Source organism: Nostoc sp. (genome assembly GCF_036917095.1).
Taxonomy (GTDB): Bacteria; Cyanobacteriota; Cyanobacteriia; order Cyanobacteriales; family Nostocaceae; genus Nostoc.
In genome coordinates, this window is sequence record NZ_JBALFH010000045.1 from 46,940 (window position 1) to 69,225 (window position 22,286).

Here is a 22,286-nt window from a genome sequence, read left to right on the forward strand (position 1 = left end):
CACCATTAGAAATATTATAATAATGCACTTTTAAGCTTTATTAAATTATTGCCTATTTTCAATCAATTACTCTAATGGATTTTAGGTTCAATCATAAGAGACGGCGATCGTAATGGCTGTGTTCCGGAGAGAACATTGCCCCAAGTGTGCAAAGCTTCCGTCCACTCGAAGCTACTTAGCAATACTTAATTGATAGCCCGCCAATTACAAAAGTATAAATTATTTCTGATTTATGAAGAAGTTATCTAAATAATTACACGTAGATTATATTAAATTACGCTAAATTTTGAAAAAATCTAGGGCAAAGCACTTGCCGTCCGTATAGCGTTTCAGTCAAGAGAAGGATAAAACTACCGCAAGCGCAAGGCAATCTCCTGCGTATTTTGACTTAAAAAAATGCAAAAACAGTAGTGAAAAACACATAAATCCGGTCGCAGAGCGCCTTGCACAGAAGTGGCATTTTGCAAAGTAGGAACAAGTGTTTCAGGGAGTTCTTACGTAAGCCCCATATATTTGTCTATCATTTTTCACTCCCTCAGCATCCCCAGGTCGCCGTGGCGGTTATGATAAACTGACATTCTAAATAAAATAAAAATGGCAAAATCAAACGCCTGCACCACAAAAAATAATATTCTTACATAATATTCTTTTGGAATTAGGGGACTCTTAACTGGGAACTGGCAAAGAAAAATTCACTTTCTTCCTCTTCCCCATCCTGCACTTCCCTATGCCACCCTTTCTAAATATCCAATCCTTTACATTAAGAAATCTTAAATCCCGTGACTTTGAGCCTGTCTGTTGCTAAATCTCATCGCCAACCCTGGCCCGGACTGATAGAAGCCTATCGCGAATACTTGCCTGTCAGCGAAGAAACACCGATTGTGACTCTGTTGGAGGGAAACACACCCCTAATACCAGTGCCAGCGATCGCAGAACGCATTGGCAGACAAGTGCGTGTATTTGTAAAATACGACGGTCTAAATCCCACCGGCAGCTTCAAAGACCGGGGGATGACTATGGCAATTTCCAAAGCGAAGGAAGCAGGGGCAAAAGCAGTAATTTGTGCCAGCACGGGCAACACCTCAGCTGCCGCCGCCGCTTATGCGAGGCGTGGGGGAATGAATGCCTTTGTGTTGATTCCCGACGGTTATGTGGCACTAGGTAAGTTAGCTCAAGCATTACTCTACGGTGCAGAAGTATTAGCGATTAAAGGTAATTTTGACCAAGCGCTAGAAATTGTCCGCGAGATGGCCGAAAGCTATCCGGTAACTTTGGTAAATTCGGTCAATCCCTACCGCCTAGAAGGGCAGAAAACAGCAGCCTTTGAAATTGTCGATGTGCTGGGTGATGCACCAGACTGGCTGTGTATCCCCGTGGGCAATGCGGGAAATATCACGGCATATTGGATGGGATTTTGTCAATATCATCAAGATGGAAAGTGCGATCGCCTACCCCGAATGATGGGATTCCAAGCCGCAGGTGCAGCCCCCTTAGTAACCGGTCAGCCAGTAGCACATCCCGAAACCTTAGCAACAGCAATTCGTATTGGTAACCCTGCTAGCTGGGAATTAGCGATCGCAGCCCAAACCGCAAGTCAGGGAAATTTCCACGCCGTTACTGATGCAGAAATTCTGGACGCTTATCGACTTTTGGCATCATCAGAAGGTATCTTCTGCGAACCTGCTAGCGCCGCTTCTGTAGCCGGGTTGTTGCAGGTGAAAGACCAAGTTCCTACAGGGGCGACAGTGGTTTGTGTCCTCACAGGTAATGGTCTAAAAGACCCAGATACAGCCATAAAACACAATCACAGTCAATTTAAACAGGGTATTGCAGCAAAACTGGGCGCAGTAGCCGAGGCAATGGGATTTTAAGCACTTTAGAACTAAAAGCGATCGTAATATCTAATTGAAAAATTGCGTAGGCAAAGCCACCGTAACCTTCCCTGGGGGACGCCTGGGGCGAACGGGATCTTGCTACGCGTAGCGGGCGCACCAGAAGGTATCGTAGCCAGGATTTTTTAGTCTGGCAAGTGTCAAAATAATTCTAGATAATTTTTAAGCAACTACTCGATCGTCTTGTAATGACTCATTCTACTGATATCACCACCTTAGCCCGTTGGATGGCAGCTGACTTTAGCAATCAAGAACAAGCTTTTGAAAATCCGCCTTTTTATGCCCACATTCGCGTGTGCATCCGTCCCCTTCCCTTGGAATTGTTCTCAGGGGTAAGTTTATTTCTCGAACAAGCTTATGATTTTCTGCTCAATCAACCCTACCGGATGCGGGTGATGAAGTTGATTCCGGCAGAAAAGCACATTGTTATTGAACACTACACGGTTAAAGAAGAACAAAAATTTTACGGCGCATCTCGCGACCCCGAACGTTTAAAAGTTTTATCTGTTGACCAATTGGAAAAAATGGCAGGTTGCAACATGGTTGTAGAGTGGACGGGTAAAAGCTTTAAAGGCAGGGTTGAACCTGGAAAATGCTGCATTGTGGTTCGTGACGGTAAAAATACTTATCTGGATAACGAATTTGAGATTGACGCTAAAGAATTTTTCAGCCTCGACCGAGGAAGGGATTTAGACACCGATGAACGTCTCTGGGGTTCTATCGCCGGGCCATTTCACTTTGTGCGATGGAGCAGTTTTGCGGATGAAGTGAAGGTATAACAAGTGAAGAGTGAAAACTCATAACTTAGCGATCGCCTAAAGGCTACCAGAAACATCCCATTAACCCACTATCTCTACCTCAGAATCCTATGCTATCATGGGTTAATTAGCGCCTTATGGCTACTGAATGACTTCTAAGATAGCTTAGGAACATTAGAGTAGTTCAGGGAACTCCGGAGTGGCGGCATAGCCAAGTGGTAAGGCAGAGGTCTGCAAAACCTCCACCCCCGGTTCAAATCCGGGTGCCGCCTTCAAAGAAATATAGATTCCTAAAGCTCTTGCAGTGCAAGGGCTTTACTGTTTTTTCCTACAGGCGAGACAGTAACCCAAACCCTCAACTGGGGTAAAACTGGGGTAATTATTCTCCCTTTTACCTCGCCATACATTGCCAACTTTAGCCTTATTATGCCAAAAGTAGTCACAAAAATTGCTACATTATTTTGGCATGATAGACGCAATCGACAAGAAGATTCAGCAGGCGAACGAGCAGCTGAAGAAGAAAGGGACAAGAGTAATCATCTACAGGCGTGACAATAGATTGTGGCTGCGAGGAACCCTCCCGCCTAAGCCACATATTCAGGGCAAAGATAAGGACTATTCTCAGTTCGTATCCTTGGGCAATAATGCGATCGCCTCAGACAAAGGCATCCAATATGCTGCTACCAAAGCCAGATTGCTATCTGCTCAGTTGCTTGCAGGAACCTTTAAATGGGAGGATTGGATCGATTTAGATAAAATCGCTCCCGACAGAGCAGCTAAATTTATGGGGCATTCTCTTAGCGTGCATTTGCAAGTCTACAGAGCTTGGTTCGACGAATCTGTTTACATCGCCGACTATCAAAAAGCGATCGCCAATGCCAGAAATTGCTACCCGACCACAGTGACGCCAAATCCAAAATTGTCTAACCGCTAAACTCTCAACCATTTCAATACACTTGGATTCTTGTCATAGCGGTACGTCAAGCCGTCTCTAGTAGTGACAGAATCTCCTTTGCTTGCCTTACTTCTAATAGTGCTAATAGAATAGTTAGTTAATTCACTTATTGCCTTATGGGAAAGCCCTTCACTTGTGATTGTTTCTATCAATACTTGTGATTTATTTTGCGACTCATTATTAGGCGTGCTTTGAATATTTATTGTTTTTTGATTTCGATAATCCTGAACAGTCACAAGTTGCCAACTGGAATCTTGTGCAAGTTCCAAAACCCATTGATGATAATCAAACAGGCTTTCCCGATGCCCGACACTGATAAATGTTGTTTTCGTTGATTGTAACTGTTGATATAAACTTCCTTCATTTTTCAAATCCAAAGCACTCGTTGCTTCATCTAATATAGTAAAGCTAGGATGGGTCACTAACAGTCGTGCAAAAGCAAGGCGTTGTTGTTCTCCTACCGATAATATATTTTCCCAAGGAACTTCTGTATCAAAGCCTTCAACTCGACTTAGCAAGTTTTGCAGATTAACTTGTTGCAAAACGTCTTGAAGTTCTGCGTCGGTCATTTGACGATTGGTATTAGGATAAAGTAACTGTTCGCGCAAAGTTCCTAAAATGATGTAAGGACGTTGGGGTAAAAACAAGACTTCTTCTAAAGGAGGTCGCACTAGGCGGCCAGTCCCAGCGTTCCACAAACCAGCGATCGCTCTCAATAAAGAACTTTTACCTCGACCACTAGGCCCTACAATTAATAAACCTTCTCCCGGCTGAACAGAAAGCGACAAATTTTCGACAATCACCTGTTCATAATCAGGTGTTTGTAAGGTAACATTCTCAAAAGCTAGTTGCTTCTCTTCTATTGTTTTAATCGTACTGGTATTTTCAGGTTGTTTAGTTACTGCTTCTAGCGCATTCGACAGTTCAACTAAACGCTCAACATAACTAGAAAATCGTCCTGAAGTAGCAAATTCTCTGATTACTTCAGCCATAGCCGTAGCAAACAGATTACAAGCTAAACTGGCTTGGGCAATTTCTCCAAATTCAATTTCACCTTTAATCTGTAAAGGCCCAAATACTATAAATGGAAATATTTGAATAATCGCTTGATATCCTCTGTTAAAAATATCTTGAGTTACTTCCCAATTAATCTTGCGTTTACTACTTTTAATAATGTTGTTTAATCGTCGCAGGATTATATTGAATTCTTGTTTCTCTCCACGGAAAAAAGCTATTGATTCAGCGTGATTACGAACATGATTTACGCTATAATTATAGTCTCCTTCATATTCGAGTTCTTCTTGTTTAATCTTGTTTAATTCTTGAGCTAAATACACAGCAATTAAATTACCTATTACTGTATAAATAACTAATACAACTGCCACAAAATGAGAAAGAGACCAGAGAATTACTAAAAAAGTTATCATTTCCAGCGCTTTCTCTAAGAAAGTAGCCGAAAAAGAAAGAGCATTTCTTGTTAAAGGTTCTATTTCTTGGGTTATTCGTTGATCTGGATTATCAATATCGGATTTAAAGTTGATTTTATAATAAGCACGATTACTCAAATACTTATTTAAAATTCGGTCGTTTAGCCATTGATACCAATCAAGAGCGATTTGTTTTCTAACAAATCTAGTAAATCCTACTAAAAGCGTTACGCAGACAAGAGCACCACCATAAAGCCATAATGTATTAATAAATTTATTTAAATCTTGCTCTTCAGTAATGAGATCGAGCAAATAGCGGTTAACAAAGCTATTAAACGCAGTTACACTGACGAGCATTATTATTAATAATACTAAGAGAAGAAGCATTCCCCATGTACGGACTACATCTGAAAATGCTCTGGCATTTGCCTCGGTAGGATACAAGAAAGGCCCGACGATCGCTCTGACATTTCCCCAAAAATCCTTAGCAGGTGAAGAATCATTTTTTGAGGATTTACCAATAAAACTTGTAGCTTGCATCTGTAAAAAAATTGTTGTAATTTATTAAGTCTGATGGCTAGTCATAAATTAAGACCAGGAGAAAGAAGTCATAACTGATTTTTATCTTATATGAATTGAGAAAATGTTCTCCTGTGTCTTGAATTCCTTGAATAGGAAATTGTAAATTTTCACAATTTCCTATTCAAAGATACCATCTTCCCATAATTCTAAAACTTCTTGAGCAGTAAAATAACGTTCTTTTTCAGTAGCAAGTGATTTGATAACAGAACGCATCTTCTCATACTGCTTTCTAGGTTGAGGATTGTGTAGTTGCTTTTCAAATAGATATTGGAAATTACTCACTCCACTCCATTTGCCAAATACAACATCTATCTTGTTATAAGGAAATATTGCATAGCTTTTGGGGTCACGCAACAAAGAATTGACATGAATACCTGATTCGTGACGTTGTGCAGTTTGAGAGTAAGGAGCTGCGGGGCGAATCCCCATTTGCTCGATGTAATTAGTCACTGCGGCGATCGCATCATAGTCGATCCCCTCAACTTCAATACCGAAACGGACTCGCAAACCATTTAATACCTGCTCTATCGCCACATTTCCGGCTCGCTCCCCTAAACCACAAAATGTCCCCGATACTAAAGTTGCTCCCGCCATGAGAGACTGGAGAGTATTTTCTAAAGCCAAGCCCATATCGTTGTGATAATGTACTCCCAATGCTACATCTGCGGTAGATTGGAGCAAGTCATTAACCCAGATATAACTCTTTTCTGGAGTCAGAACCCCCACCGTATCACACAATAGGAAATGTTCGATATAAGGACTGCATGAGCGAATACATTGGACTAAAAAGTCAAAATCGGCTCTAGAAGCATCCTCAGCCGCAAAATCTACTCTCAATCCAGCGACTTTTGTAGCATAGTGTAGATTTTCAACAATGACATCAAGAGCATCTTGACGAATTTTATTAATTATTTGAGATGAGATATCATCATCAATGGTTTTATCTTGAAATTCGCTCGCGACGCGAACCTGGGGATTTCGTAAAAACAGCAGGCGATCGGAAACAGCATGGAACAGAATAAGGCGCTTAACTCCGCACTCTTTTGCTCGATCTATGTACTGCTTTCCCATCATCGTATCAGCAGTAATCAATCCATCCCATCCCTCTGAAACTAATGATTTGACTAGCTCTGCTTCTTGTTCGCAAACACTTGGCATGATAGCCAATCCATCAATTCCTGTTTGAGCAATCAGATGAGCAAGTTTGTGTTTGATTGGGTAAGAGAAGAAAATGCCTACTTGTTGTTCTCCATCCCGCAGAGTTTCATCAGAAATTTTAATAGGAAGAGTTTGCATTTTTTTTATCCCACTTCAAAATAAAAAAAGTTAGATTAATAATTGAGAGCAATCGCTTTTTTCGCTTCTTGCATCACCGTTTGTAGTTGTGTTGCTAATACTTTTACATTGGGTTCATAAAGCATTCGTCCATGATTTCCAGGTATATAAATCACCTTGATAGGCTTTTGGGTGTAGGTTTGCCATCCCCAATCAGGTAAATCGTAATCAGAAAAAGCTTGGAGTTCTCGCACAACAATTTCATGCACTTCTTGAGCGCGGAATAAAACAATTGGCACTGAAATTGAATGCTTAGGCTGATAATTGGCGTAATTGAGTGTTAGCATTTTCATCACCTGCATATTGGTTTTTAGTAAATCAAGGCTTGAGTGTTCTGGTAGGACATTATATTTGTATAAATACTCTGCTGCTAAATCCCAACGGGCTTGGTCATTGTTTTGAGCAGCTAAATCAGCGTATTCCAAACTAAAACAAACTCCCTTTAAAGCTTCAATCCGTTGGAGTAATTGCCAAATCCAATCAAGCTCTGTTCTATCAATTAAATGCTGAGGGTGAGTAACCAATCCAGAGTCTAAGATAGCCAGTAATTCTACCTTTTCACCTTGCTGTTCTAGTTGGGAAGCCATTTCAAAAGCAACAGCACAACCTGATGAGTATCCTGCTAGGATGTATGGACTTTTAGGTTGTTGTTGGCGTAATACCTCAATCAGCTGACTTGCATGAAGTTCTACTGAGTCTGGGATTAGGCTGAGTCCATCTCTCCCTGGAGTTTCTAGCCCATAAACAGGATGCTCATTTCCTAAATTGGTAGCCAAGTCTTGAAAATAGAAGCCATGTCCGTTTGCACCAGGGAGACAAAATAGAGAGGTTGCATTTCCTTGAGGTTGGAGTAACAGTAAATCTGGATGGGACTGTTGCACTCCAATATTACAAATTTGTTCGGCTAGTTGAGCAATAGTCGGGTTCTGAAATAAACTGCTCAAGGCAAGTTGTTGCTCAAAAACCTGTTGAATATTATTGAGCAATTTCACCGCCAATAAAGAATGTCCGCCCAAGTCAAAAAAGTTATCATGAATGCCAATTTCTTGACGTTCGAGGACAGCAGACCATAGTTGCGCTAGTTTTTGTTCAACTTCGTTGCGTGGGGCTGTATATAAACCTTCAATCTTAAGATTAGGAGCAGGTAAAGCTTTACGATTAATTTTGCCATTAGGAGTTAAAGGTAACTCATCCAATACCACAATCTGAGCAGGAATCATGTAATCAGGTAGGCGTGATTTCAGCTGATTTTTTAATTCGATAGACAAATGATTAGTGATTCCCGTTACGTATGTAATTAAACTCTGATTGGTTTCGGTTTTATATAAGATAACAGCAGCTTCTTTAACTAATGGATGTTGTAATAAAATTGATTCAATTTCACCAAGTTCAATTCTAAAACCTCGTAATTTAATTTGCTCGTCAATCCGACCTAAATATTCTAAATTGCCCTCAGTATTCCATCTTGCTAAGTCACCAGTTTTATAAATTCGCTCAGTTTGACCAAATAATTCAATTTCAATAAATTTTTGGGCAGTAATTTCAGGACGGTTGAGATAACCTCTGGCTAAACCAACTCCCGCAATACACAATTCCCCTGGTATTCCTGGCGGTAATGGTTGATTATTTGCATCTAGAATATAGATGTGTAAATTAGATATAGGTTTACCAATTGGTGGTTTTTTACCATTGGATTGACAAAGATAAATAGCCGCAGTCACAGTAGATTCTGTCGGGCCGTAGCAATTGTATAAACTTCTTCCCGTTCCCCATTTACTAACTAATTCAGCAGTACAAGCTTCTCCACCCACAGTGATAGATTGCAAGTGAGGTAAACTCGCATTTGGTAATACAGATAAAGCTGAGGGCGATAAAAAGCTATGAGTAATTTTGTGTTGGGTTAAAAAGTCAACTAAGCTTTGACTAGGTAACAAAGTTTCTTTATGGGCTAGATACAAACAAGCACCTGTGACGAAAGTAGTAGCAATTTCAGCCACAGATAAATCAAAACTAAAAGACCCAAACTGAAGCAAACGGCTGTGATTGTGAACTTGAAAAGTTTCAGCCCAACCCAAGGCGAGATTGACAATTGCTTTATGCTCAATCATCACTCCCTTCGGTCGTCCCGTTGAACCGGAGGTGTAGATGACATAAGCTAGATTATCAGGTATACTTTGAGGACTGGGATTATCGGTTAATTCTTCAGCAAAAACTTCCTCATCTAAACTAATGACTTGATGTTTTAGTTGGTTTAGAGGTAATTTTTCTAATAAAAAACTTTGGGCTAATAACACCGATATCCCAGAATCTTCTAACATGAACTTAATCCGTTCTGGGGGATAATTAGGGTCAATCGGTACATAAGCTGCGCCAGCTTTGAGGATACCGAGTACACCAATAATCATTTCTAAAGAACGTTCGACACAGATACCAATTAATGTGTCTGGCTTAATTAGATGATTGTGAATTAAATAATTAGCTAATTGGTTCGCTTTTTGATTTATTTGCTGATAAGTTAAAATTTTAGACTCAAAAACTACAGCAAGATTATCTGGATTTTTCGTAACTTGTTCTTCAAATAAATCAACTAAAGTTTTATGGAGGGGATAATCTGTTTGAGTTTGATTCCAGCGTTGAAGTTGTAGCAGTTCGGCTGCTGTCATCAAAGGTAGAGTATGAATCGGTTGGTTTGGATTACCAATAATTCCCTTGAGCAGAACTTCAAACTGTTCCGCCATCCGTTGAATAGTAGCTTTTTCAAAAAGGTCGGTGGCGTATTCCCAAGAGCAATTTAACTTGTTGTCATATTCCATCACCATCAGGGTTAAGTCAAACTTAGCGATCGCACCCTTCACCCCCAGCCATTCAATCTCTAACCCTGGTAAACTCAAGTCTGGACTTTCATTATTTTCCAGCGCAAACATGACCTGGAATAATGGGTTATAGCTCATACTGCGTTCTGGTTGTAACTTTTCTACCAGAACTTCAAAGGGTATATCTTGATGAGCGTAAGCATCTAAACAAGTTTGGCGAGTTTGTTGTAGAAACTCGATAAAACTTTGCTCAGAATTAATTTGGTTACGCAGTACTAAAGTATTGACAAAAAAGCCAATTAACCCTTCTGTTTGACTATGGGTGCGGTTGGCAATGGGAGAACCAATAGATAAATCGTTTTGGCGACTGTAACGAGATAGTAGAATATTCAAAGTAGCCAACAAAGTCATAAATAGGCTTACACCTTGCTGTTGGCTGAAATTTTTAACGGCAGCAGTTAATTCCGGCGTGAGAGAATAGAAAAAGCGATCGCCTCGGTAACTTTGCTGTGCTGGACGAGGATAATCTGTAGGCAATTCGAGTAATGGGGAAGCATCACCCAGTTGATTTTTCCAGTAATTAATCTGGTTTTCTAATACTTCGCCTTGTAACCAGTTTCTTTGCCAAGCTGCATAATCGCTGTATTGAATAGGCAAGGGAGAAAGGTTTGGGCTTTGACCTTGGGTAAAAGCAGTGTAAGCTTGCCGTAACTCACGCACAAATACCCCCATTGACCAGCCATCACTGATAATGTGGTGCATATTGATGAGCAACACAGATTTTTGCTCTTGCAATTGCAGCAACTTAGCTTTAAACAAAGGGCCAGTATTTAAATCAAAGGGTTCTTGTGCATGAGCATCAATAAAATGCTGAACCACTGGAGACTGGGAAAGAGTTTCTTGATTCCTAGTCCCTAGTCCCCAGTCTCCAGTTCCCAATACTTGGTACATTAAAACTTCGAGTTCGTCTAAATTACGAAGCGCAATTTTGGGTTGTCCGACAACGGTGGGAAAATATATCCTCAGACTCTCGTGCCGACTTAGCAAATAAGCCAAACTAGAACGCAGGGCATCAATATTTAGGTTGCCGTTCAGTTGTAGAGCGATCGGCATATTATAAGTAGCTGATGGCCCTTGGAGTTGTGCTAATAGCCAGAGGCGTTGTTGAGCAAAGGAAAGCGGCTTGGGAGAGTCAGCACTTAAAGTAGGAATTTCTTTTGTAACGGCAACTTGCGTCTTAGCTGCTTTCAAGAAAGCTAGAATTTCAGCTTTGTTGGCTTGAATTTCTTGCTTGAGTTCATCTGTGAGGGCATTTTTGCTAGTACGAATCCGTAACTTATCATTTTCAGCCCAAATTTTGCAGCCCATATTCTGCAAACGAAGCATTAAAGAAACTACTGGCTGATTTTGTGTCATAGTCATAGTTCAATTTCCTCTTCGTCTGAGTTTAAAGGTTGCATATCTGCGGTAGCTGAATTAACCCAAATGCAGCTATCTATATAACTTGCCAATTCCCTGAGAATTGGAGAATCAAATACTTGACGTAGTGGTATTTCTACGTTGAAAGTGTCGCGGATGCGGTAGCACAATTGAGTGGCTAATAATGAATGTCCCCCCAAATTGAAGAAATTATCTTGTCGAGCTACGGCTTCATATTTGAGCAGCTTTGCCCATAATTGAGCCAGCAATTTTTCTGTCTCAGTTACGGGTAATTCAATATCTGTGGCTGTAACTGCTGTACCTGGCGCGGGTAAAGCTTTGCGGTCTACTTTACCATTTGGTGTTAGTGGAAGTTTTTCTAAAATAATAAAATGGTTAGGAATCATATAATCAGGCAGATTTTTTGCCAGTAAATCTCGCCATTCTTCTAATAACTCTGGAGCAACTTGATTGATGCGATATTGTAACGGTTGATTGGCGTAATGTTGCCAAGGTTTCAGTCGTAAATTTTCCCTTTGATTAAATCTTGTTATTGTCTCTTGCCCAGGAATATTTCTTTGCAAAATAACATCGTAGTAAGCAAACCCTGTGGAACTATTTTGAATAAAAGGCGTATAAGGTAAATCTCGCGTTAAAGTGCGGAATACTTCAGGTTCTATACCTGACTTAACTTGTGATATTGCGGCTTTTAAATCTGCAACAAAACCCTCTATTTGGGCAATATTATCTAACAACGCCATTTCTGAAGTTAGACGTGCATTCTGAATATCTTTAATCCTTAATAAATCTGGTTGCTGAGTTGTTAAAATTTTCTCGATAGTTGCCAAATTTAACTGTTGTTCTTGCCAATCTAAGTATTGGGGTTCTGCAACACGAGTATCTGTGCCATCCAAATATAAAACCACATCATAACGAAAACGGCTCATTTCCGTATGATTTTCACCTCGTTTCAATTGAATTTGTACTTGACTAATCCGAGGAAATTTTTGTTTAATAGCGATAAAGAAATCAGGGTCAATTAGTAATTCGCCTTCAGTACGGATGCTTTTTTGAATCTGTTGGCGCAAGTCCTGAATTGATAATTCATCAGAGGCGCGATAAAACTCGACTGCTGTGTGAAAAGCCTCTAATAAATTGAGATTTCGCACATCTCCTATAAAGATTTTTCCCTGATGAACCACAGTTTTAATAGCACCTTCGATTACTGATAACAAGTAATCCAAAGACGGAAAATATTGAATTACAGAATTTATAATTACCAAGTCATAAGCATTTGTTTCAATGCCCTCAAACTGGTTGGCTGCCCTAGTTTTTAAGGTAACTTTATCATTGAGAGACTGCTGTTTTAGATATTGTTCAATATACTGCAATCCATCTGATGAAAAATCTGTGCCTAAATAATGCTGACAATGAGGTGCAACTTTAAACAATAACATCCCTGCCCCGCAACCGATTTCCCATACCTGTTTAGGCGCAAGTTCTAAAATTTGATCGACAGTTGTATCTCGCCATTCTTGCATTACAGTTTTGGGATAAGGGTCTCCCGTATAGCTGTTAATCCAGCTAGCTAAATTCAGGGTAGGATCGTCTTCTGGGTTTTGTTGTTGATAGTACGCATCATTGAAAATTTGTTGCCATAATTCTACTTGTTCACCTTGGAGATAGTTATCCTCTGTTTGTGCGGGGATAATATAGGCGAGTAAACGTCGATCGCTTTCGCTTTCTTCCCGAACTAAAACAACCGCTTCCTGAATTTTGGGGTGTTTGAGTAAAGATGCTTCAATTTCACCTAATTCAATACGGAAACCTCGCAATTTGACTTGGCGATCGATTCGCCCTAAATATTGCAAATTGCCATCCGGTAGCCACCGGGCTAAATCACCAGTTTTATAAATTCGCTCAGTTTTACCAAATAATTCTAATGTGATAAATTTTTCGGCAGTTAAATCGGGACGATTCAAATAGCCCTGTGCTAAACCTGCACCTGCAATGCAGAGTTCCCCAGGAATACCAGGGGGAAGGGGTTGATTGTAGTTATCTAAAATATAGATGCGAGTATTGGCGATCGCCTTTCCAATCGATAATACAGATCCTTGAAAATTTTTGTCTTGCTCAAAAGTATTTACCGAATAGATATCTGACCAAATAGTAGTCTCTGTTGGGCCATAAAGATTCCAAAGTTCACTACATCTTTCTAGTAGTTGATGAGCCAGTTCCCAAGTTAATGCTTCACCGCCGCAGCAAATTTTGAGTTGGGTTGAACTTTTCCATCCTGCGGCTAACAACATCCGCCAAGTAGCTGGAGTAGCTTGCATAAAAGTAGTGGCAGTGTTGACTAATTGTTCTGCTAACTGTAAACCGTCAGAGGCAATTTCCCGACTAACTAGAATTATTTTTGCTCCTACAATTAAAGGTAAATAAATTTCCAGTGCAGCAATATCAAAAGATATAGTTGTAATAGCCAAGAGAGTATCGGACGCAGTTATTCCTGGCTTTTCTTTCATTGAATATAAGAAATTAGTCAATGAGGAGTGACAAATTGCCACGCCTTTTGGCCTTCCAGTCGAACCGGAAGTGTAAATTACATAAGCTAAATCATCAGGATTAGTATTTAGCTGAGGATTATTTGTAGGCTGTTCAGTCCATATTTGTTCGTCTAGAAAAACTAATTTACAGAAATTTTTAAGCGTTTCTAAGGGAAGTTGCTTTTTCTGGAATTTAGTTGTTAGTAATACCGCCGTATTACTATCTTCGAGCATTAAATGAATGCGTTCTTGCGGATAACTCGGATCGATTGGCACGTAAGCCCCACCTGCTTTGAGGATAGCAAGTAAACCAATTATCATTTCTAAAGACCGTTCAACACAAATACCAATTAGAGTGTTGGGCTGAATTTGGTAATTTTGAATTAAATAATGAGCTAGTTGATTAACTTTTTGATTTAGTTGTTGATAAGTAAGTTTCTGTTTCTCGAAAACAACAGCAATATTATTTGGAGTTTTTTCTACCTGGGCTGCAAATAATTCATGTATGCACAAATGTTTAGGATAATCTGCGTCTGTTTTATTCCAAATTTGCAGTTGTTGGCTTTCTGCTGGGGTAATGATAGGTAGCTGATGAATCGGCTGTTGCGGATTTTGGGTAATTGCTGTCAGCAAAACTTCAAAATGTCCCGCCATGCGCTTAATTGTTGATGCTGCAAATAAATCTGTGGCGTATTCCCACATACAATGTAGTTGCTCATCCCTTTCACACAAATCTAGCAATAAATCAAACTTGGCAAACGGAAAACTTTGTTCCAAGTATTGAATATCTAGCCCTGGTAAACTAACATTTACTCCCGCCCCCGCTGCGTTTTGCATCACCATCATCACTTGGAATAATGGATTATGGCTGAGACTGCGTTCTGGTTGCAGTTGTTCTACCAAATACTCAAAGGGAATGTCTTGATTAGCATAAGCATCTAAGCAAGTTTGCCGAGTTTGTTGCAGCAATTCACTAAATCCTTGCTCCGACTTGATTTTGCTCCGCAATACTAAAGTATTGACAAAAAAGCCAATTAACCGTTCTGTGTAGCTATGGGTGCGGTTAGCAATGCCAGAACCAACACATAAATCTTCTTGGCGGCTGTAACGTGATAGTAAAATATTGAAAGCAGCCAACAGGGTCATAAATAAACTCACCCCTTGTTGTTGACTAATAGCTTTAAGTTTCTGAGTCAGTTCTTTACTCAAACAATATTCTTCACGCTCACCTTGGTAACTTTGTTGCGCTGGACGAGGATAATCAGTAGGTAACTCCAGCAAGCGGGACGCATCACTTAATTGTTGTTTCCAATAATTTTCTTGGCTTGATAAACTCTCCCCTTGTAACCAACTGCGCTGCCAAGCTGCATAATCGCTATACTGAATCGGTAACAGTGACAAGTTCGGAGTAGAACCCGTAGCATAAGCAGCATAAGCCTGTTGCCATTCGCGCTTAAACACTCCCATTGACCAGCCATCACTGATAATGTGGTGGATATTAATCAGCAGGATATTTTTCTGTTGGCTCAGTTGCAGTAGTTTAGCTCTGAACAAGGGGTCAGTATTTAAGTTAAAGGGTTCTTGAGCATGGGTATTGGCTAACTGTTGTACAGTTTCCGCTTGCGTTTGAGAATCGAGTGCTTGTAAGTCTGTAATTTCCAGCACTTCCATATCTTCTACATCTTTAACTACTACTTGCGGTTGCCCCTCCAAAGCAGGGAAATAAGTGCGTAAAGTTGTATGGCGTTCCAGCAAATAGGTTAAACTCTGGCGTAAAGCTTCTACATTTAAATTGCCATCAAGTTGGAGTGCAAAAGGCATATTGTAGGTAGCAGAAGTTCCTTTACCTTCAAGTTGGGCTAAAAACCAGAGCCTTGATTGGGCAAAAGACAAAGTTTTCGGCTCATTTTCTGGCTGGGGTGTTATGGAAGGTAAAGCAACACTTGTAGAGGCTTTATCAATTTCCCGCGCTAACTCAGATAAAACGCTTTGCTCAAATACCTTACGGACGGATAATTCAACGCCCAAACTATCACGAACACGGGCAATTAATTGAGTTGCTAACAGCGAATGTCCACCTAATTCAAAGAAGTTGTCAGAGCGACCAACAGACTTAATTTTTAATAAATTTTGCCATATACTAGCTAGTATTTCTTCTGTAGGAGTTACTGGTATTTCTAACTCAGTGGAAGCGTCTGTATTTGGTATTGGTAATGCGCGGCGATCTAATTTACCGTTAGCAGTGAGAGGCAACTGTTCCAAAACCATTATTTGGCTCGGAATCATATAATTCGGCAGCCGATTTTTTAGATATTGTTTAACTTCAATCTCTAAATTGACAGATTTTTTTGCCTCTGTAAGATAAGCTACTAATCTGTGATTACTATCAGCTTCATATAAAATTACAACAGCTTCTTTGACTAATGGATGTTGTAATAACAGTGATTCAATTTCACCAAGTTCAATTCTAAAACCTCGTAATTTTACCTGCTCGTCAATCCGACCTAAATATTCTAAATTTCCATCAGCATTCCATCTTGCTAAGTCACCAGTTTTATAAATTCGCTCAATTTTCCCAAATAATTCAATTTCTATAAATTTTTGGCTAGTAGTTTCGGGACGGTTGAGATAACCTCTAGCTAAACCAACTCCCGCAATACACAATTCCCCTGGTATTCCTGGCGGTAATGGTTGATTATGTGCATCTAAAATATAAATGCGGAGATTGGGAGAAGGTTTACCAATTGATGGTTTTTTGTCATTGGATTGACAAAGAGCTATCGCTACAATAACAGTACATTCTGTTGGGCCGTAGCAGTTATAAAAGCGTCTTCCTGTTCCCCACTGGCTAACTAATTCGGCACTACAAGCCTCTCCACCAACACCTATAGATTGTAAATTGCTGAGAGTTGCCTTTGGTAATATAGCTAAAGCTGACGGAGGTAAAAAGATATGGCTAATTTCATGTTGGGTTAAAAAGTCAACTAAGGCAAGACTTGGTAACAAAGTTTCTTGATTAGCTAGATATAAACAAGCACCTGCGGATAAAGCAGTCGCAATTTCACCAATAGACAAATCGAAACTAAAAGAACCAAATTGAAGCACACGACTGTAGGGTTGCACTTGAAAAGTTTCAGCCCAACCCAAGGCGAGATTGACAATGGCTTTATGCTCAATCATCACACCCTTTGGTTGTCCCGTTGAACCAGAAGTGTAGATGACATAGGCTAAATTATCAGGTTTTCTTTGAGGGCTGGGATTATCGGTTAATTCTTCAGCAAAAACTTCCTCATCTAAACAAATGACCTGGTGTTTGAGTTCGGTTAGAGGTAATTGCTTTTTGAGGTAACTTTGGGTTAGTAATACCGATATCCCAGAATCTTCTAACATGAACTTAATCCGTTCTGAGGGATAATTGGGGTCAATAGGTACATAAGCTCCACCAGCTTTGAGAATACCGAGTACACCAATAATCATTTCTAAAGAACGTTCAACAGATATACCAATTAAGGTGTCTGAGTGGATTTGGTAATTGTTAATTAAATAGTAAGCTAATTGATTAGCTTTTTGATTTAGTTCTTGATAAGTTAAAGTTTGAGACTCAAAAAATACAGCAAGATTATCTGAATTTTTCTTAACTTGTTCTTCAAATAAATCAACTAAAGTTTTATCGTGAGGATAATCTGTTTGAGTTTGATTCCAGCTTTGTAATTTCTGACGCTCATCCTCTGTCAGCAAAGATAAACTATTGATTGGTTGGTTTGGGTTAGCAATAATTTGCTTGAGTAGAACTTGAAAATGTTCCGCCATCCGTTGGATAGTTTCAGCCTCAAACAAATCGCTTGCATATTCCCATTCTCCTGTTAAACCTTGAGGCGTTTCCCGGAAAATCAGCGATAAATCAAACAGCGTCGTGGTGTTTTCCCATTCAAAACGGGAAAGAGTTAAGCCAGGAATTTCTAGTTTCTCTGGAGTTCCGCTTTGCAAGCCAAAAGCGACTTGAAATAGAGGATGATGAGAAAGCGATCGCTCTAATCCCAATTCATCAACTAGTTTCTCAAAGGGTAAATCTTGATGGTCATAAGCATCAAGAGTGACTTGCTTCACCCGTTGCAGTAATTCTAAGAAAGTTGGATTTCCTTGCAATTTGGTACGCAAAGCCAAAGTATTGACAAAAAAGCCAATTAATGGTTCTATTTCACGACGATTACGGTTGGCGATCGCCGAACCAACAACAATATCCTGTTGTCTACTGTAGCGCGACAATAACAGCGCAAATGCTGCAAGCATTGTCATAAACAGAGTGGTTCCTGATTCCTGGCTCAAACGCTTCAACTTCTGCGTTAAATCTGCATTGAGTTCCAAAAACTCACTCCGCCCCTTGAAGCTTTGTACTGATGGGCGTGGTTTATCTGTCGGTAATTCTAACAGTGGCAGAACATCTGCTAATTGTTTTTGCCAGTAATTGAGTTGAGTTTGCAGTACCTCTCCTTGTAACCATTGTCTTTGCCAATGGGCGAAATCAGCATATTGTAAAGGTAATTCGGGTAAAGGAGACGATTCACCATTACAAAAAGCTGTGTAAAGAGCGAACAATTCCCGGCGGAAGATGTCCATTGACCAGCCATCGCAGACAATATGATGGATAACCAGTAACAGCAGATGGGATTTTTCAGCCAATTGCAACAACTTTACTCGCAGTAAAGGCGGCTTTGATAAATGAAATGACTGTTGTAACTCTTCTATTGCTAACTGTCGCGCCTTGCTTAACTGGTGTTCTTTTGGGACTTGTCGCCAGTCTAGCACCTGCATCTTAACTGGAGGATGTGCGCGAATCACCTGTATCGGTGACTCATCCACAACAGCAAAGCTAGTACGTAAGACCTCATGACGTTGGATAATTGTGGCGATCGCTTTTTCCAACGCACTAACATTCAGAACTCCGCTAATTTGCCAGAAAAACGGCACATTATAAACACAATTATCGCCTTCTAATTTGTCAATAAACCACAGCCTTTGTTGAGCAAAACACAGAGGAAGAGACTGTTCCCGCGACACAGGTATAAGAAGAGGCGATTTCTGTTGCTTCTTCAGCTTTTGTAAAACTAATTCTCGTTTTTCAGGTGATAAAGATTCAAGACGTTTTAATAAGTCACTCATAATAATTTGTAATTAAAAACTCTGTCTTGAAAAGTTTCCTACACCGGCAAAATCGGCTTCGAGGAACTTTTCGCTGCATACCTCTGCGCGAACTTCGCGCTCCTGTGCGTTTAAAAAATCCTCACCAAATTAACTGCTCCCTCACCTCTTCCTCCGATAATTCATCCACCTCCGCCAAAATTCTCGCTAAATCATCATTTTCTACTTGCTCGCTCACTTTTTGCGCTAGTTCCGCAATAGTTGGATTTTCAAACAAATAACGTAAAGGAAAATCTAAACTAAAAGCCTCTCTTAAACGAGAAACCGCTTGAGTAGCTAATAAAGAATGTCCTCCTAACTCAAAAAAGTTATTATGAATCCCCACCTGTTTTAATTTCAAAACTTCCGTCCAAATTGTAGCTAATTCTTGTTCAATTTGTGAGCGAGGGGCAACAAAATCAACCTCTATATTTATTTGATAAGTATCGGGGGCAGGTAAAGCGCGGCGATTAATTTTACCATTAGGAGTAAGAGGTAACTTGTCAATAAATACGAAAGCAGCAGGAATCATGTAATCTGGTAGCTTTGCCTTGAGGAAGTTTCGTAAAATGCTAGTAGTTAGCGAATTATTCATTGATACCAAATAGGCTACTAAGAATTTATTTCCTGGTTCATCTTCCCGCGCAATGACGACAACTTGTTTTATGTCAGGATGTTGAACTAAAATCGCTTCAATTTCTGCTAACTCAATGCGAAAACCGCGAATCTTTACTTGTGTATCAATTCTTCCGATAAATTCAATATTTCCATCAGCTAGACGGCAGACTAAATCTCCAGTTTTGTAAAGGATATCTCCTGTAATAAAAGGATTAGGAATAAATTTTTCACTTGTTAATTTTGGTTGATTTAAGTAACCTCTAGCAACACTTGCACCACCCACATAAAGTTCACCAAGAACACCAATTGCAACTCTGTTTAGATTCTCATCTAGTATGTAAACTGTTCTATCACCGATGGGTTTACCAATAGAAACAGAATTTACATTTTCAGCAAGTTGTTGAGGAATTGGATAACAAGAGGTAATTACTGTACATTCGCAAGGCCCATAAGCATTAATAATTTGAGTTTGCGGCAACATTTCTAAAGCGCGGCGAACATCAGCTACAGAAATGGACTCTCCTCCCGTCAACAGTTGTTTTACCCCTGACAATCCTTGTGGCATAGTATCAATCATGAGATTGAATAATGCTTTAGTTAGAAATAGAGTATTAATCCCTTGCTCTTGAATAATCTGGCTTAAGCCTTCTGGTGTTGGAATTTTTTCTGGATAAAGTACACAACGTCCACCATAAAGCAATGGTGGCCAAAGTTCTAAGGTGAGTGCATCCCAGGAAATTGATGAATGTTGTAGCCAAATTTGTTCTGCATCTAGTTGAATGTAATCAACTCCAAACATAAAACCAAGAATGCTACGGTGGGGAACTTCTGTACCTTTTGGTGTTCCCGTTGAGCCAGAGGTATAAATGATATAAGCTAAATTTTCTGGACTAACTTCACTCGGTAAATTATCTTGTCTTTGTTGGGCAATAATTTCCCAATCTGAGTCAAGATGTACGACTATTTGATTATTAATTGGTAGCTGATTTCGTAAATGAGTTTGTATTAACAAGACGGGTGTTTGTACATCTTCCAGCATGAACGATAATCTCTCGGCAGGATAAGCTGGATCTAGTGGTACATACGCCCCTCCCGCTTTGAGAATACCGAGTATTCCGATTACCATTTCTAAGGAACGCTCAACACAAATTCCCACCCGAACTTCTGGTTTAACTCCTAGCGATCGCAAATAATGGGCTAGTTGATTAGCACGGTTATTTAATTCCCGATAAGTTAATTGTTCTTGTTGATATATAACCGCTATGGCATGGGGACTTTTTTCTACCTGTTCTTCAAATAAAACATGAATACATTTATAATTAATAGAATTTTTTTGTTGATGATTTTCTAGTGTAATTATTTGTTGTTCTTCATCTGCACTAAGTATAGATAATTGAGAAATATATTGTTGTAAGTTATCTGCCATTCCTTCTAGCAATCTTTGGAAATGTCCAATCATGCGAGTAATTGTTTGTTCGTCAAAGCAGCTAGTATCATAAACAATTCTGCCAGCTAGTTGTAAACCGGGATTAATTACTACTGTGATAAAATAATTTGTGCGTTCAAAACAACTAAGATGACTAATTTCTAAAGTTTTTTTAATTTCTGGTTTAGCAGAATCTAGTGGATAGTTTTCAAATACTAAAATACTTTCAAAAAGTGGTAATCCGGCTGGGATATCACTTAATTGTTGAATTTCTGCAAGAGAAAAATAAGTATACTGTTCCTGTTCTAGTGCTTGGGTTTGTAATTGCTGAAGCCAAGGTAATAATTCTGTCTTTGCTGTTACTTTTGCCCGGATGGGAAGGGTATTGATAAATAGCCCCACCATCGACTCTACTTGCTCAAGCTGCGGTGGACGACCGGATACAGTTGCACCAAAAACTACATCAGTTTCCCCACTGTAGCGATAAATTAATATAGCCCATGCTCCCTGCACCAAATTATTCAAAGTTAAATGGTGCTGTCGCGCCACAGATTGCAATTTTTCAGTTACCGTTTGAGATAATTGAAACCGTTGCTCATTATATATTCCCCTATTCCCCGTTCCCTGTTCCCTGTTCCCTATAAGAGTAGGAGTTTCAAACCCCTGAAGAGTTTTTTGCCAAAAGTTTTTTGCTTTATCGCTATCTTGTTGCTGTAACCATTCAATATATTCTCGATAAGGGCGAACTCCTTGAAGGCGTAAATTTTCGCCTCGCTGGGTTGCTTCATAAAAAGCCAAAACTTCTTTAAGGATAATCTGCATTGACCAGCCATCAAACAGGATATGATGATGACTCCAAATAAATTGGTATGTCTCCTCTCCTAACTGAATGATGGTGAAGCGCATTAGAGGTGCTTGAGTCACATTAAATCCCTTTTGGCGATCGCTTGACAAAAACTCCTCTAAATGGATTTGTTGTTCATCAGGTGTTAAATGTCGCCAGTCCATTTGCACCCAAGGAAGATCCACTTGCTTATTCACCATTTGCAAGGGCTTTTCTATCTCTTCCCAATAAAAAGAACTGCGTAAAACTGAGTGTCGCGCTACAACCTGTTCCCAAGCTTTTTGGAAAGCAGAAAAATTTAATTTCCCAGAGAGAATGCAAAGTAACTGCTCAAAATAAACTTCCGATTCTGGTGCATAAAGAGTATGAAACAACATCCCTTGTTGCATCGGCGAAAGTTCATAAAGGTCTTCGATATTTTGCATAATTACCTCTGGAGTTAGGGATAGAAAAGGCAGGGGGGTAGGGAGCAGGGGGGAGATTGTTCCCTTTG

General features: G+C 39.8%; 8 protein-coding genes and 1 tRNA gene. 4 read left to right on the forward strand and 5 right to left on the reverse strand.

Annotation, left to right across the window (positions count from 1 at the left end):
• The first annotated feature begins 779 nt into the window (after positions 1-779).
• The 4 genes from thrC (at position 780) to V7L01_RS28725 (ending at position 3,584) form a co-directional block, all read left to right on the forward strand.
• Positions 780-1,871 carry a threonine synthase gene (thrC, locus tag V7L01_RS28710; RefSeq protein ID WP_335040934.1) on the forward strand — a complete coding sequence of 364 codons (1,092 nt, stop codon included), beginning with the start codon at positions 780-782 and terminating at the stop codon, positions 1,869-1,871.
• Positions 1,872-2,080: 209 nt separating this feature from the next.
• Positions 2,081-2,671, forward strand: a complete 591-nt coding sequence (locus V7L01_RS28715) for a chromophore lyase CpcT/CpeT (RefSeq protein WP_335040936.1) — start codon at positions 2,081-2,083, stop codon at positions 2,669-2,671.
• 180 nt (positions 2,672-2,851) lie between these two features.
• Positions 2,852-2,922, forward strand: a tRNA-Cys gene (locus V7L01_RS28720).
• 194 nt (positions 2,923-3,116) lie between these two features.
• Complete coding sequence (locus tag V7L01_RS28725) at positions 3,117-3,584, forward strand: hypothetical protein (protein WP_335040939.1); 468 nt, start codon at positions 3,117-3,119, stop codon at positions 3,582-3,584.
• Here the strand turns inward: V7L01_RS28725 and V7L01_RS28730 are convergent.
• From V7L01_RS28730 to V7L01_RS28750, 5 genes are all read right to left on the reverse strand, one after another.
• On the reverse strand, positions 3,581-5,572 hold the full coding sequence (locus tag V7L01_RS28730) for an ABC transporter ATP-binding protein/permease (RefSeq protein ID WP_335040941.1): 1,992 nt from the start codon (positions 5,570-5,572) through the stop codon (positions 3,581-3,583). The genes V7L01_RS28725 and V7L01_RS28730 overlap by 4 nt on opposite strands.
• Positions 5,573-5,731: 159 nt before the next feature.
• Entirely contained in the window at positions 5,732-6,910 is a 1,179-nt protein-coding gene (locus tag V7L01_RS28735) for a 2-isopropylmalate synthase (RefSeq protein ID WP_335040944.1), read from the reverse strand.
• 35 nt (positions 6,911-6,945) lie between these two features.
• Positions 6,946-11,184 (reverse strand): non-ribosomal peptide synthetase, encoded by a 4,239-nt coding sequence (locus V7L01_RS28740; RefSeq protein WP_335040947.1) that lies wholly within the window; start codon positions 11,182-11,184, stop codon positions 6,946-6,948.
• Positions 11,181-18,887 carry an amino acid adenylation domain-containing protein gene (locus tag V7L01_RS28745; protein WP_335040949.1) on the reverse strand — a complete coding sequence of 2,569 codons (7,707 nt, stop codon included), beginning with the start codon at positions 18,885-18,887 and terminating at the stop codon, positions 11,181-11,183. The genes V7L01_RS28740 and V7L01_RS28745 overlap by 4 nt, the downstream gene beginning before the upstream one ends.
• Before the next feature lie 121 nt (positions 18,888-19,008).
• Positions 19,009-22,218 carry an amino acid adenylation domain-containing protein gene (locus V7L01_RS28750; protein ID WP_335040951.1) on the reverse strand — a complete coding sequence of 1,070 codons (3,210 nt, stop codon included), beginning with the start codon at positions 22,216-22,218 and terminating at the stop codon, positions 19,009-19,011.
• Between the last annotated feature and the right edge of the window lie 68 nt (positions 22,219-22,286).